The sequence below is a fragment of the Acidobacteriota bacterium genome (assembly GCA_020845575.1).
Lineage (GTDB): Bacteria > Acidobacteriota > Vicinamibacteria > Vicinamibacterales > Vicinamibacteraceae > Luteitalea.
The window spans coordinates 1-14,836 of sequence record JADLFL010000013.1 but is presented as its reverse complement, the minus strand read 5'-3'; the positions used below and the strand labels follow the sequence as shown (position 1 = coordinate 14,836).

The 14,836-nt window shown below is 67.4% G+C and carries 11 protein-coding genes; 1 reads left to right on the top strand and 10 read right to left on the bottom strand.

The features are described 5' to 3' along the window. Positions 1-8: 8 nt before the first annotated feature. The 7 genes from IT182_03540 to IT182_03510 all read right to left on the bottom strand — a co-directional run bounded on the left by IT182_03540 (position 9) and on the right by IT182_03510 (position 11,686). Positions 9-2,399, bottom strand: coding sequence for a DNA translocase FtsK 4TM domain-containing protein (locus IT182_03540; protein MCC6162404.1), 2,391 nt, complete (start codon positions 2,397-2,399; stop codon positions 9-11). A gap of 14 nt (positions 2,400-2,413) precedes the next feature. Continuing rightward, entirely contained in the window at positions 2,414-4,084 is a 1,671-nt protein-coding gene (locus IT182_03535; protein ID MCC6162403.1) for a ribonuclease J, read from the bottom strand. A gap of 293 nt (positions 4,085-4,377) precedes the next feature. After that, a complete protein-coding gene (gene rsmA / locus IT182_03530) occupies positions 4,378-5,205 on the bottom strand; it encodes a ribosomal RNA small subunit methyltransferase A (protein MCC6162402.1) in 828 nt (275 codons plus the stop codon). Continuing rightward, positions 5,205-5,603: a metallopeptidase family protein gene (locus IT182_03525; GenBank protein ID MCC6162401.1), complete on the bottom strand. Its 399-nt coding sequence runs from the start codon at positions 5,601-5,603 to the stop codon at positions 5,205-5,207. Before IT182_03525 ends, rsmA begins: the two co-directional genes overlap by 1 nt. After that, positions 5,600-6,364, bottom strand: coding sequence for an endonuclease III (gene nth / locus IT182_03520; protein ID MCC6162400.1), 765 nt, complete (start codon positions 6,362-6,364; stop codon positions 5,600-5,602). The genes IT182_03525 and nth overlap by 4 nt, the downstream gene beginning before the upstream one ends. Positions 6,365-6,522: 158 nt before the next feature. Continuing rightward, positions 6,523-9,921 carry a TonB-dependent receptor gene (locus IT182_03515; protein MCC6162399.1) on the bottom strand — a complete coding sequence of 1,133 codons (3,399 nt, stop codon included), beginning with the start codon at positions 9,919-9,921 and terminating at the stop codon, positions 6,523-6,525. A gap of 67 nt (positions 9,922-9,988) precedes the next feature. After that, the gene (locus IT182_03510; GenBank protein MCC6162398.1) at positions 9,989-11,686 is read right to left on the bottom strand and encodes a GMC family oxidoreductase; all 1,698 of its coding nucleotides are present in this window, start codon (positions 11,684-11,686) and stop codon (positions 9,989-9,991) included. A 185-nt stretch (positions 11,687-11,871) separates the two neighbouring features. Between IT182_03510 and IT182_03505 the strand changes: the two genes are divergently transcribed. Next, entirely contained in the window at positions 11,872-12,549 is a 678-nt protein-coding gene (locus IT182_03505) for a gluconate 2-dehydrogenase subunit 3 family protein (GenBank protein MCC6162397.1), read from the top strand. A 105-nt stretch (positions 12,550-12,654) separates the two neighbouring features. Here IT182_03505 and IT182_03500 read toward each other — a convergent pair whose 3' ends face one another. The 3 genes from IT182_03500 to lexA form a co-directional block, all read right to left on the bottom strand. Next, on the bottom strand, positions 12,655-13,830 hold the full coding sequence (locus IT182_03500; protein ID MCC6162396.1) for a hypothetical protein: 1,176 nt from the start codon (positions 13,828-13,830) through the stop codon (positions 12,655-12,657). 116 nt (positions 13,831-13,946) lie between these two features. Then, the gene (locus tag IT182_03495; GenBank protein ID MCC6162395.1) at positions 13,947-14,279 is read right to left on the bottom strand and encodes a DUF3467 domain-containing protein; all 333 of its coding nucleotides are present in this window, start codon (positions 14,277-14,279) and stop codon (positions 13,947-13,949) included. Between the two features lie 5 nt (positions 14,280-14,284). Beyond that, positions 14,285-14,836, bottom strand: a complete 552-nt coding sequence (lexA, locus tag IT182_03490; protein ID MCC6162394.1) for a transcriptional repressor LexA — start codon at positions 14,834-14,836, stop codon at positions 14,285-14,287.

Sequence of the window (14,836 nt, the reverse complement as noted above, 5' to 3'; positions counted from 1 at the left end):
GCCATTCCTCAGCGCAGTTGCGCGTCGACCTCGTCGAAGTAGTCCTTGGGGACCAGCACTTCGCGGGCCTTGCCACCCTGGCCGTTCGAGACGAGGCCCTCGGCCTCCATCATGTCCACCAGTCGTGCCGCGCGGCTGAATCCGATGCGCAGGCGACGCTGGAGATAGCTGATCGATGCCTGACTGCTCGACACGACGATGCGCGCGGCCTCGTCGTAGAGATCGTCCTTCTCGAATCCGCCGGCGATCGCGTCGCCGCTCTTCTCTTCGTCGGTCACCGAGCGGTCGTACGACGGCTGCCCCTGCTTGCGCAGGAAGCTCGCGAGCCTGGCGCTCTCCTGTTCCGAGATGTAGGCGCCGTGCAGGCGCATCACGCGCGACGTGGCGGGCGGCAGAAAGAGCATGTCACCCTTGCCGAGCAGTTGCTCGGCGCCGTTGGCGTCGAGGATCGTGCGCGAGTCGACCTTCGACGACACGCGGAACGAGATGCGCGACGGCATGTTGGCCTTGATGAGGCCCGTGATCACGTCCACTGACGGGCGCTGCGTCGCGAGAATCAGGTGGATGCCCACCGCACGCGCCATCTGCGCGAGGCGACAGATCGACTGCTCGACCTCATTGGACGCCACCATCATCAGGTCCGCGAGTTCATCGATCACGACGACGATGAAGGGCAGCGGCTTGATCGGCTCTCCGGTCTTCGAATCGGTCCGCACGTCGCCGGCGTCGATGGACGCCTTGAGGTTGCGGTTGAACTGTTCGATGTTCCGCACGCCGAACGCCGCGAGCGTCTTGTAGCGCTCCTCCATCTCGCGCACGGCCCAGCGCAGCGCGTTGGCCGCGAGCTTGGGCTCGACCACGACGGGCGTCAGCAGGTGCGGGATGTCCTCGTACATGCCGAGCTCGAGGCGCTTGGGATCGATCATGATGAACCGCACCTGCTCCGCGGTGGAGCGGTACAGGATGCTGGTGAGCATCGCGTTCAGGCCCACCGACTTGCCGGTGCCCGTCGAACCGGCGATCAACAAGTGCGGCATGGTCGCCAGATCGCTGACGTACGGTTCACCGTGAATCGTCTTGCCGAGCGCGATGGCGAGCTTCGAACTCGACTTCCGGTACGGCTCCGATTCGAGCAGTTCGCGCAGCGAGATCGATTCGCGCACGGGATTCGGAATCTGGATGCCGACGGTACTCTTGCCGGGAATCCGATCGATCAGCACCGATTCCGCGCGCATCGCCAGCGACAGGTCTTCGGACAGGCCGGTGATCTTGCTGTACTTCACGCCGGCGTCGGGCTTGAACTCGTACGTCGTGACGACGGGGCCCGGGAGGATCTGGACCACGTTGCCTTCGACGGAGAACTCGCGGCACTTGTCTTCGAGCTGACGCGCCGAGTCCATCAACTCGCGTTCGTCGACCTTGCGCTCGGCCTGCGCGGGGTCGAGCAGTGCGAGCGGCGGCAGCGTGTACGCGCCGGACTTCCGTTCGGCGGGAGCCTTCAATTCCGACTCGTGCTCCTGCAGCGATGCCGGCGTCGGGACGTTGACGGGCGGCTTCGAGCGAACGGGCGGCATGTCCTTCACGACGCGTGCGGGCGCCACACCAACGCCGGCAACCGAAGCGGCCGTGTCGGACGCACTGCCCGGCTTGCGCTCGCGGCGCACAGGCGGCGCGGGCGCGGGCGCTGCCGCGACCGGTGCCGCGGCCCTCGCGTCGAGACGCCCGCGATTGCGCGCCTCGAGGGCCTGCAGATCGTCGGCTGTCGCTTCGCGTCCGAGGTGCTTGGCCACCACGTCACGGCGCTGGTCGTCGCGGCGCTTGCGCTCGCGTCGCGCCTTCATGGCGTCGATCGACGCCCGCACGCGCGCACGCACCTTGTCCACGCCCGCGGCCGTGAGTGCGCTCAACGAAACCTGCGTCGTGAGGACGAACCCGAGCAGGCCGAGCGACAGGATCACGATCGCGCCGCCGGTTCGATTGAAGTTCTGGACGGCAAACTCGGAGAGCACCGTGCCGAGGTGTCCGCCGGCGGGCACCGACGTGTCGTCCGTGCGAGGCGCGCCCAGCGCGAGCGCCAGCAGCGCAGACACGCACAGCAGCAGCACCAGCGCGCCGATCGTCTTCGTATAGCCGGCCGCGAGGCTGCGGCACCAGAAGTAGTGATAGCCCGCCACGAGCAGCACGAGCGGGATCAGGAACGACGCGTACCCGATCACCTGGAACGACGACTCGGCCAGGAACGCCCCGAAGGCGCCCGCGAAGTTGGCGGCTTCCTTCGGCGGACCGGCATAGAAGAACCACGCCGGATCGCCGGGCGTATAGCTGGCCAGCGCCATGAACCAGAGCAGCGCCCCGAAGAACAGGACGATGCCCAGGGCTTCACTCGCACGTCTGGACATGACCGATGCCGACATCAGATCTCCATCACCACGGGCACGATGAGCGGGCGGCGCCCCGCCTTGCGCCGCAGGACCCGCTGCAGTTCCGACCTGACGCGCGCCTGCAGCAGGCCCACGTCGGTCCGTTCCTCGACAGGCGCCTCGCGCACGACGTCGCGAATCAACGCCGTGGCATCGCGCAGCAGCGCATCCGAGGCGTCATCCACCACGAAGCCGCGGGTGATGATCTCGGGCGTGCCGGCAAGCTCGCCTGTCTGCATGTTCACGGCGAGCATCGGCACGATCAGGCCGTCGCCCGCCAGGTGTCGCCTGTCGCGCAGCACTTCGTCTGCCACTTCGCCGGTGCGCGTGCCGTCGATCAGCCGTCGCCCGACCTCCGCACGCGCGGCGATCGTCGCGTCCTCGCCGTCGAAGCGCAACACGTCGCCGTTGTCGATGACCATGATCTCTGTCGTGCGCGAAACGGCCTGCGCCACGCGCGCATGCCGCGCCAGTTGCCGGTACTCGCCGTGGATCGGCACGAAGTACCTGGGGCGCACGAGCGCGTGCATCAGTTTCAGCTCTTCGACGTGACCGTGCCCGGAGACGTGCACGTGCTTCTGGCCCTCGTAGATCACGTCGGCGCCGCGCAGCGCCAGATGGTTCATCACGCGGCCGATCGCGCGTTCGTTGCCAGGAATCGCCCGCGCCGAGAACACCACCGTATCGTCGTCGTCCACCTTGACGAAGCGGTGATCGTCAATCGCGATGCGCGAGAGCGCCGCGGCGGGTTCGCCCTGCGAGCCCGTGGTGATGCACACGACGTCGGCGGCGGGGAAGTTGCGCACCTCGCTGTCGCGAATCTGCACGCCCGTCGGAATGCGGAGCAGGCCGAGGCGCTGCGCGGTCTCGGAGTTGTCCACGACGCCGCGGCCCACGAAGGCGACGTGACGATCGAACTGCGCGGCGAGGTCCACGAGGATCTGCATCCTGTGGATGCTCGACGCGAACATCGCGACGACGATCTTGCCGGCGGTGGAGGTGAAGATCTCTTCGAAGCCGTCGATGACGTCGCGCTCGGATCCCGCCACGCCCGGGCGATCGACGTTGGTGCTGTCGGCAAAGAGCGCCAGCACGCCCTCGCGGCCCAGTTCCGCCAGGCGCGGCAGGTCCGTCGTCTCGCCGTCGAGCGGCGTGTGATCGATCTTGAAGTCGCCCGTGTGCACGAGCACGCCCGCGGGCGTGTGAATTGCCAGCGCGAGACAGTCGGGCATGCTGTGCGTGACGCGCAGGCATTCGATGGTGAAGGGGCCGACGGTGATGCGATCGCGCGGCGCGACGGGCGTGAGCCGTCCACGGACGTCGATCGCATGCTGCTCGAGCCGGTGCTCGACGAGCGCCAAGGCGAGTTTCGAGCCGTAGACGGGTCCGTCGACGAGCGGCATGAGGTACGGCAGCCCGCCGATGTGATCCTCGTGCCCGTGCGTGAGGAACACGGCGCTGACCTTGTGGTCGAGACCTTCGAGGTAGGCGAGGTCGGGGATCACGAGATCGACGCCAGGCATGTCGGGTTCGGCGAACATCACGCCTGCGTCGACCACGATCGTGGTCTCGCCGCAGGTGATCGCCATCGTGTTCATGCCGAACTCGCGCAGGCCTCCGAGGGGCACCACGTCGACCGGCTGAGCCAGTGTCGTCTCGGTCATCTGTTCGAACGCATCCCAGTACGCCGGCCGCGGGCCGACACGTCTCCACCGCGACGGACGAGTCGCGATGACGCCCTGCACTGCTGCGCCACACGCGCCGGCCGAAGGCAGGGGACCGGTGCACGTGAACACGGACCGACGGCTGACCTGGCGGGCGCCAGTGCCGTCGTTCTGGACGCAGACCCACTGGGTTGGGCTGAATCCGCTAAGTCCTACAACGCGCAACACGATACCACGATCGGCGGCGCAGTCGCGCCGCCGGCGGGCACCGGGCACCGGACGGGCCTGAACCCTCAGATGGAGCGCACGGGCTTCAGCCCGTGAGCCAGACGGGCGAACTCCTCGAGCGACAGCGTCTCCGGGCGGCGCTGGGGATCGATGCCGGCGGCCGTGAGCCAGGCCTTGGCGTCGGTGCCGTTCTGAGCCAGTGACTGCAGGCTCGTGCCGAGCATCTTGCGGCGCTGGGTGAAGACGTGCCTGACGAGCATGTCGAAGCGGCCGCGGTCGGCGATCGGCACGCGGTCGGGACGAAAGACGAGGCGCACGACGGCTGAATGGACCTTGGGCGGCGGCCGGAATGCGCCCGGCGGGAGGACGAAGAGCCGGGAGACGTCGGCCTGGAGCGCCGTCGCGATCGCGAGCGGGCCGTAGTCGCCCGACCCCGGTTGCGCGACGAGGCGGTCGGCCACCTCCTTCTGGAGCATGAGCACCGCGTCGGCGATGAGGCCCTCTCGCGCGTACGCGAGCAGGCGGCCGAGAACCGGCGTCGATACGTTGTAGGGCAGGTTCGCCGCCACGCGATATGGGTGGTCGCCGCCGAACCACGCAGACGAGGGCACTTCCAGGAAGTCACCTTCGTGGACGTGGACGTTGGAGATGGCGCGCGCGCGCAAGTCGGCCGCCAGGTCCCTGTCGATCTCCACCGCATGAACCACCGCGCCCGTGTGCGCCAGCGGCATCGTCAGTTGACCGTGACCCGGACCGATTTCGAGGAACGTCTCGCCGGGTTTCGCGTCGACGGCAGCCACGATCTTGTCCACCCACTGCCGCTCGAGGAAGTGCTGGCCGAACCGCTTGCGCGCGCGGCGCGTCCGGCCACGTCCCGGCGAAGACGGATCCACTAGTTGCCGACCTCGTCCTGCGCGGCCCAGAAGTGCTCCTCCACCTCCTGGATCTCCTCCTCGGACATGCCGAAGTAGTGGCCCACCTCGTGGATCAGCGTCTCGGCGACCATGGCGACCAGGTCATCCTCGTTGATGGCGTCCTCTTCGTGCGGGCCCTGGTAGAGCACGATCTGATCGGGTTCGCGATTGCCGTCGCCCCACTGGCGCTCGGTGATGGGCGTGCCGAGGTAGAGGCCGTAGAGCGTGTCAGGCGGCTCGATTTCCATCTCGGCCAGCAGTGAGTCGGGCGGGTCCGCCTCGACGATGATCGCGATGTTGCGCATCGCATCGCGGAAGCGTTCCGGGATGATGGCGAGCGCTTCCTCGATGAGGCCTGCAAACTCGTCGCGCGTCATCTGGGAGTGGCCTTCCTGGTGCGCCTGGGCGCATGTGCCGGTGCGGCGGGTCGTGCACGGCGCCGTGGCGCACCGGCGGGCGGAGCGGCCAGATCGAGGGGCGCCACGCCGCCTGTCTTGAAGGGATAGCGGCAGATGTCGGCCACCTCGCACTGGGTGCAGAGCGGCTTGGGGCGGCACACGCGTCGCCCGAGCAGGATGAGGCCGTCCGACATGCGCGTCCAGTCGCTGGGTGGCAACGCCGCGCAGATGTCGCGTTCGACGCCTTCGGGCATGGTCTGGTGCGTGATGCCGATGCGCTCCGCAACGCGCAGTACGTGGCGGTCCACGGGAAGTCCCGGTACGCCGAACGCGTGCCCCAGGACGACGTTGGCGGTCTTGCGGCCGACGCCGGGCAGGGCAACGAGCAGGTCCATGTCGGCGGGAACCTCGCCTCCGTGGTCGCGCGCGAGACGTTGCGCCAGGCCCACGATGGCCTTGCTCTTCGCCCGGAAGAAACCGGTCGCGTGGATGAGCGGTTCGACGTCGAGCGGGTCGGCGGCCGCCAGCGTCGCTGCGTCGGGGTAGCGCGCAAACAGGGTCGGGGTCGTCTCGTTCACGCGCGTGTCGGTGGACTGCGCCGACAGCACGGTCGCGACGAGCAACTCGAAGGCGTTGCTGAACGCCAGTTCGGTGTCAGGAGCGGGGAAGTGCCGGAGCAGCCGCTCGAGCACTGCCGGCGCGGGGACGAGTGTCGTCGATGCAGAACGCGCGCGAGCCACGCGGGGAATGGTAAACGATGCCGGCAACCGGCAATGGGCAACCGGCAACCGGATTGCGAACCGTGGCGCCAAGCCAACCGGTTGCCCGTTGCCGGTTGCCCGTTGCCGATCCCCGGGGCGGGCGGTGTGTTCCACCTGCCCGCCCCCGGGGTCCTGCGTCAGAAATCGAACCTCACGCCGAACTGGAACTGGCGCGGCGGCTGAGCGGTGCTGATCGTGCCGAACGCGACGTTGTTGCGGTCGACGTTCGGGTTGCCGAGGTTGACGGTGTTGAACAGGTTGAACACGTCGAAGATCGGCGTCACGTTGTAGCGCCCACCGAAGCGGAAGTTCTTGCGGAACGAGACGTCCATCTGCTGGAACGACGGCCCCTGGATCACGCCGACGCCAGCCGATCCGCGACGATCCTCGGGAGGATTCGCGAAGGCGTCGGTATTGAACCAGCGGTTCTCATCACCATTGATGGCGATGTCACCACCCAGATACTCCGCGCGACGGCTGCCGATCGACGAATTGCCCACGGGCGTGAAGTACTGGCCCGACTGGAAGCGGTACTTGCTGCTCAACTCCCAGCCGCCGAGGAACGCCTCGACGAGGTCACCGCGGTCGCGCAGCCACGGGATGCGGTACGTGAGCGTGTTCACGAAGGCGTGGCGCCTGTCGAACGACGCAGGGCCCCAGAAGAAGTCGAGGTCGTTGGCGCCGTCCACCGTATCGTTGTCGCCGTTGCCGCTGGCGTTCGTGAGCACTCGGCCGAGCGTGTACGACACGGTGAACTGGAAGTCGCCCGTGCGCTTGGTGCCGTACAACTGCATCGAGTGATACTGCGAACTGGCGTCGGTGACGCGCATGCGGATTTGCGAGTAGCCCTTGTATGGACGGAGATAGTTCTCCGACACGCGCTGCGCCGCCGGCAGGGCGTTGTTGGCCCTGAGGTCGTCGAAGCTCGCGCGGTTGATGTCCGGCTGGCGAAGCAGGTGACGGCCGGTGTTGCCGACGTACGACGCTTCCACGAAGTACCCGCGGCCGAACTGCCGCTGCACGCCGACGCTGTAGTTGGTCTGCATGGGCAACTGGAGGTTCGGATCGACGGCGTTGATCGTGCCGACTGCACCAATCGCGCCGGCCGCGCCACCGCTCGGATTCGCGATGTTGAAGTTCTCGTAGAGCGTGTTGGCCAGCACCGGCGGGATGTTGAGCTGCGAGAAGATGATGTTGCCTTCCGGCTTGTCGTAGAACACGCCCACGCCGCCGCGGAACACCGTTTCCGGATTCAGTGTGTACGAGAAGCTGAAGCGCGGCATGAAGAGGTGCTGCCCCTTGTACAATCCGCGGGGTGCGCCGAACGGGATGCGGTCGTAGTCGCCACCCGCGATGAGGTCCACGCGGCCCGTCTGATCGTCGGGAATCCCGTCGCCGGCGATCACGAGGCCATTGAAGCGGTTGCCGACACCCGGCACGAGCAGGCCGTTGGTCTGCACGCGCACGGCCTGGCTCGGGTCGTACCGCGATGGGTCGAAGTTGACCAGGTTGTTCCCCTGCGTGTACGTGGGCTGCGTGTACTCGTACCGCACGCCGAGCTCGAGACTCAGGTTGTTGCGCACGCGCCACGTATCCGAGACGAAGCCCTGGTACGTGGTGAAGCGGAAGAAGCCGACGGGGTCGGCCGAGGCCTCTTCGTACGTGCGGTAGTTGCCGAGCAGCATGTCAGCCACGGAACTGCTGGTGCTGTTCGGGTTGCCGCCGGTGTTGAAATTGACGCTGCCGAAGTAGGGGCCGCGTCCGTTCTGATCCTTGCGGTTGCGCGAGATGGCCACGCCGGTCCGCACGGAATGATTGCCGGTGATCCACGTGAGCGTGTCGGAGAACGTGATGTCGGTGGTCGGCGAGAGCAGCGCGAAACTGGGACCGTGGATGCTCGCGAAGCCGGCAACCTGGGCGTTCGGGATGCCCCCGGCCACAAAGCCCGGCGTGTCGTAGAGTTCCGGGAACGTCAAGCCGAAGGTGCTCCGCTGCCAGTTGTCGCCGAGCGGCTTGATGCGCTGGCCGTTCCACGACGCGCCGATCTTGGCTTCGTTGATCAGGGTGGCGCTGGCGACGTAGGTGTGACCCACCTGATAGCTGGTGCCGGGACGGGACCTGTCGGTCGGCACCGTCGGCATCGCGGCGCCGGAGAACGTGCCGAACGGCTCGGTCAAGACGTACTCGTCGTGGATGTAGCGGCCGTAGAAGCGCTGCTTCTCGGTGGCCTGATAGTCGAGGCGCAGAATCTCCTGCCGCGACTTGAACGGGTTGTACTCCTGAAACGTCGTGTTGTTGGCCGTCGGCGTGTCGGTGAATGACGCGGCCTTGCCCTGCATGGCCCTGTAGATATTGCCGAAGGCGCGACCGTTGGCCGTGATGCGGTCCTGCGGGATGACGTTGCCCGGGAACTGTTGCCCGGTCAGCGGATCGCGCAGCACGCCATCGTCTGCCGTCCCGACGATGCCGTCAGCGCCGCGCAGGCGGACGGAGAAGTCGCCGTTGAGTTCGGCCGTCGTGGGTAGCGTCTGGCGCGTCGGGTTCGTGTAGCGGTTGATGATGCGGTACTGCTGTCCGCCGAAGAAGAACAGCTTGTTGCGGATGATCGGTCCGCCAAGCGCGCCTTCGAAGTTGCGGAACTCGAGGGGTGGCTTGGTCTTGTTGCCGTTGGCGTCACGCGGCGCGAAATGGTTCGGGGCGTCGAACTTCTCGTCTCGGATGTCGAAGCGCGCCGTGCCGCGGAACTGGTTCGTTCCGCTGCGCGTGACGACGTTGACGGCGGCGCCGCTGTTGCGGCCGACTTCGGCAGAGAAGTTGGACGTCTGGATCTTCACCTGCTCGATGAAGCTCAGGCTCACGTTGTTCACCTGCGAGCCGTTCGAGCCTGAGTCGACGTTGGACGTGCCGTCGATGGTGAGGTTGTTGGTGTTGGTCCGGCTACCGTTGATGGACTGGCCGGTGACCGAAAGGCTCGTGGCCAGCGCGAGGGGGTCGAAGTCCGTGGCCACGGCTCCGGGGATGAGCGACGCGAGCTCGAGGTAGTTGCGGCCGTTGAAGGCCAGATCCTTGATCTGCTGCGTGTCGATGGTGCGGGAGACCTCGCCGGAGGTACGGTTCACGGTCTCGCCGATGGCTGCGGTGACTTCGACCGATTCGGTGAGCTGCCCGACGCCCAGGGCGAAGTCGGCCGTGATGCTGCCGTCGGCCGTCAGACTGATGCCCGTGCGTTGCTGGCGGCGGAAGCCTTCGAGCTCGGCGGTGACGCTGTACGCCCCGACCTGGAGGCTGGTGGCCAGGTACGTGCCCGACTCGTCGGTGATCACCGTACGCGAGATGCCGGTGGCTTCGTTGAGGAGCGTCACCGTGACGCCGGGCAGCACACCTCCCGAACTGTCGGTGACGCGACCGCCGATGCGACCGGTGATGTTTTGGGCGGAAGCGGGCAGTGCGCCCACCAGCAATACCAGACACAAACAGAGGGCCGCGCTCGCTACGCCACGCAGGCGTCGGAACGGCACGCTCGAGTCCAGAGACATCGAAGGCTCCTTGCGATCAAGTGGTAAGACAACGTGTGCGCCCATCCTAGAGCGTCTGCTGAAGATGTCAACCCACATTTCCCTGCTTCATCTGCTCCAGCAGGTGGTCGGTGGAGCGCACCGTGAGCGCCATGATCGTGAGCGTGGGGTTCTGGCAGCCGCCGGAGGTGAATCCACTCGCGTCCGTGACCAGCAGGTTGGGGATGTCGTGCGCCTGCTGGAACTGATTCAGCACCGACGTCCGCGGGTCGCTGCCCATGCGTGCGATGCCCATCTCGTGGATCCCGTAGCCGGGGACGCGGTCCAGGTAGAAGAACGGCTTGATGTTGCGCCCGCCGGCGGCGTCCAGCATCTCGGCGGCGGCATAGCCCATGTCCGGGATCATCTGCTTCTCGTTCTCCTTCCACTCCATCGAGATGCGCAGCACGGGGATCCCGAATGCGTCGACCTGGTCCGGGTCGAGCGCGACGTGGTTGTCCTCGTAGGGCAGCACCTCGCCGAAGCCGGAGAACCCGAACGTCGAGAGCGCGGAACTCTTCACCGCGTCCTTGTAGGCCTGGCCGAATCCCTGCACGCCGTAGTTGAAGGTGTTGCTGCCGCCGCCCTGATAGCCGTAGCCGCGCAGGAACGCCTTGTGCGCGGGTTCGCCGGGGCGGTTGCGGAAGCGGATCACATAGGTGCCGTTGGGCCGATTCGGGCCGTCGACGCTCGGCTTCTGCGCGTGGTCTGGGAACTCGGCCGTTGCGCCGCCAGCGACCCACGTGTGGTCCATCAGGTACTTGCCGAGCGCGCCGCTGCTGTTGGCGAGGCCGCCGGGCTGGCTGTTCAGCAGGATGCGCACGGACTCGAGCGCCTGCGCGGCGAGAATCACGACGCGTGCGTGGACCTCGCGCACCTGGCGCGTCCGGCGATCGATGTACGACACGCCGCGCGCCTTCCTGCCGGTGCCGTCCATCAGCACCTGGTACACCATCGCGTTCTGGATGAGCGTGCACTTGCCGGTCTTCAACGCGTCGGCCACCGTCGTGAACGCGGAGTTGAAGTACGAGTGCGTCATGCAGCCGCGCTCGCACGGACCGCAGTAGTGGCACGCGGAGCGCCCGTTGATCGGCCTGGTGATGTTGGCCGCGCGGCCGATCGTCAGCGTGCGGTTGAAGGACTGCTTCAACACGTTACGCACGTGGACCTCGGAACAGTTGAATCCCATCGCCGGGTGGAACCGGCTGTCGGGCAGCATCGGGTCGTGCTCGGCGAGTCCCGAGATCCCGACGTAGTCCTCGACGAGGTCGTAGTACGGCTCGACGTCCTTGTAGGAGAGCGGCCAGTCGATGCCGTGGCCATCGAGGCTCGCGGCCTTGAAGTCCGTGTCGCTGAAGCGATAGCTCTGGCGTCCCCAGATGTTCGTCCGGCCGCCGATGATGCGCGTGCGGCCCTGCCATGAGAACGGCTTGTCTTTCGGTGTGGTGTACGGCTCGTCGTTGTCGTCGACGAACCAGTCGTAGTTGAACTCGGTGCAGGCGTAGCAGTCCTTCTGCCGTCCGCGCGTCTGCCTGATGCGCTCGTTCGCGCGATTGCGGTATTCCAGGGTGTACGCGGGTGTGTGCTCCTTGTAGTCGGCATCGGTGAGCGCACGACCCGCGTCGAGCAGAGCGACGTTCACGCCGGCTTCCGAGAGTCGCTTGGCTGCCCATCCGCCGGAGGCGCCGGACCCGACCACGATGACGTCGAACGATTGCCCTGCCTGATCGCGCGCCGTTTGCGCCACTCTCTCGACTCCCTGTTGAAGGACAGGCGCAGCATAGGCGCGACGTCACGCGAGCGTCAAACGGTCCGGCGGTGCGCGTGTGCTATCGTGCGCGCATCTGGAACGCAGGTGGCGCATCGAGGTGTGCGGGCGACGCGTGCGTCGCCCCAACGGACGCCCAGGATGGCTTCGCAGGAGTGGATGCGATGAAGGAACGTCGAACGCTGTCAATGGTGGAGTCCGTGCCTGACACCGGCGTGTCGCGCCGTGCGGCCCTGCAGACGCTCGCGGCGGGCATCGGTGCCTCGATCGCCGTGCCGGGTGCGGCCATCGCGCATGACCATCCGGTCCACCCGCACGTGGCGCACGTGGCCGAGCAGACGCGCACGGCCCGGACGGCCACCGCGGCCGCCGCCTACGTACCCGTGGCGCTCGACCCGCATCAGTTCGCGACCATTGTCGTGCTGGCCGAGCTCATCGTGCCTGGCGCGAAGGCGTCGGGAACGCCGGAGTTCCTCGACAAGCTGCTCGCCGTGGAACTGCCCGAGACGCGGCGTCGCCTCTCGACGGCGCTTGGAGCCATCGAGGGCGCGGCGGTCAGGAAGGGGCGCGCGGCCTTCAAGGATCTTCCGCCGGCGCAGCAGGTGGAGTTGTTGACCGAAGCCGCCAACGGCCAGCCGAGCCGACCCGTCGTGTCGTGGAAGAAGGGCGACCCCATTCCGCTGCCCGAGCCGCCCGCCAGCCCCGCGACGTTGCGCGATCACTTCGATCACATCAAGGGCTGGGTGGCCGGCATCTACTTCGCCTCCGAGCCCGGGCTGAAAGAACTCGGCTACACGGGTAACGCCTTCCACGCCAGCTACACCGGCTGCACGACGGGTTGACGAACGGGCTGAAGCCCGTTCGCTCCCTCCCGAAGGAGGGCGTGACCACGAGGGCTGGAGGCCAGGGGCTCCAGCCCCTGGCACGGGCCGGTTCGCGCGCTCGCCTCACGAGGCGCGGCGGGGGCGACTCAGCGACCCGGCGGCGAGCGCGCGGAAGCTCCGCGTCGTCCGGAGGTCTGCGAGACGGCGGCCGGCAGGGCGCTTGTCGCCATGCGACAGATCGAACAGGCTGAGCTGCGGGCCATCCACCGACAGGGCGTTCGCCACGACGCTCACGCGAATGGGCGGGTCGCCGTACTTCCAGAGTTGCGAGGCAAGCGCACGCGCGACAGGCGCGAGATCGGCGCGCGCGTGCGTTCCCTCACGCAACGTGAATGTCCGGCTTCTGAATCGCTGGTTCGCTCCCATCACGCGCACCGTCAACCCGTGCGCGAACGCGCCGATCTGGAGCAGGCGCTGCGACACCTGGTCGGCCAGATGCTCTGCCGCGAGTTGCACGGCGTCTGACGCGACGAATCCCGTGAGCGGCATCGCTCGCGTGAGGCTGCGTGGCAGGGGCGTGCTCGCGAGCGTACGCGGCTCTTCGGCCCGCGCCGCGCGCCACGCGTTGGACCAGCCGGTTCCGATGAGGGTTTCGGCATCGGTGGCAGGCACCGCGGCGAGCGCGCCGATTGTGTCGATCCCGCTCGCGGCCAGACGCGCGCGAGCCGCGACCGACAGCCCCGGGAGCCAGCGAACATCCAGGGGGGCGAGGAACCGCTCGTCGTATCCGGGCAGCACCTGCAGATGTCCCGCGGGCGCCACGAGCGCGGCAGCCACCATCGCAGCGGCCTCCGTGCCGGCGATCCCCGCCGCCGAGTGCAGACCCAACTGTTCGCGAATGGCGCGCTGCATCGCGTGCGCGGCAGACGCAAGCGGTTCGGCCGCGACGGCATGCGCCGGGATCACCGCCGTGTCGATGGCCACCCAGTCGACTTCGCTGCAGCAGCGGCGTACGAGTTCGTCCAGCATTGACGCCGCTTCTGCATAGCGATCCAGGATGCCGGGAACGAAGCGCGCGCCGGGAACGAGTGCGGCGGCGTCCCGCAGCGGCAGGCCCACACGCACGCCCGCCTCACGCGCCACGCGACACGCCGCCATCACATGCCCCGGTCCGTCTGCCGCGCCGCCTACGACAAGCGGGACGTCGGCAGGAATCTGCTCCCACCGGCGTTCGACGTCGACGAGGAATTCGGGCAGAACGAGTGCGAGGCGTGCGTTCGGGTATCCGGTTGTGGTCATCACGTCAGCTCCGCCGGCGTCTCAAACAAAAGGCGAAGTACAACGAGAACGCTTCGGAGGCGCCGGGTCTGACAGCGCGTTCGTCCCTGTTGTGCGACGTCTTCTGTGAGGCGACGTCAGTGGATCGGGTCGCCGCCGGACCAGCCGGGCGCGCCCTGCTTCTGCGATTCGCCGAACGCTCGCATATGCTCCTGGAGCGCCGCCACCAGCGTCGGGATGAACGGCACCGGCACCACGACCTTCACCTTCACCGGCGCGGGCACCACGTGGTCGCGCTCGGCCTGCTGGACGTCCTGCGGCGACAGCGGCTGTACTTCGCAGAAGGTCAGCGTGAAGTCGAACGGCGTGTTGGCCACCGCGCAGAAGTTCGCGTAGACGCGCGGGACGTCCGGCGTATCGGCCGGCACGATCGTGAAGTTGATCTGGCGAGGCTCGGTGGGCTGGCTCATGCCACTCAGTATCGCCGCATCACGCCGATCACCACGCCCTGCACCTGCACGTCGGACGCCGGCACCACGATCGGCGCCATCGTCGGGTTGGCCGGCTGGAGCCGCACGTGCTCCTGCTCCTTGTAGAACTTTTTCAAGGTGACGTCCGACCCCGTCAGCAGCGCGATCACCATCTCGCCATTCGACGCGGTCTTCCGATCCTCGACGATGACGAAGTCGCCGTCGCGGATCTGCTCATCGATCATCGAGTCGCCCTTGACACGGAGCACGTACGTGTCGCGCTTGCCGGCCAGCGCTTCCGGGACCGTGATCGTCTCGGTGCTCGTGATGGCCTCGATGGGGCGGCCTGCCGCCACGTAGCCGAGCAACGGCAGTTCCAGGGCGCGGCCGCCGATGCGCGCCGGAATCAGCTCTACCGAACGACTGCGGTTCCACGCACGCTTGATGAACCCCTTCTCCTGCAGGTTGGTCAGGTGCTTGTGGACCGTGGCCAGTGACGACAGCCCGAAGCGACGGCCGACCTCCTCCAGACTCGGCGCATACCCGTGCTGCTGGAT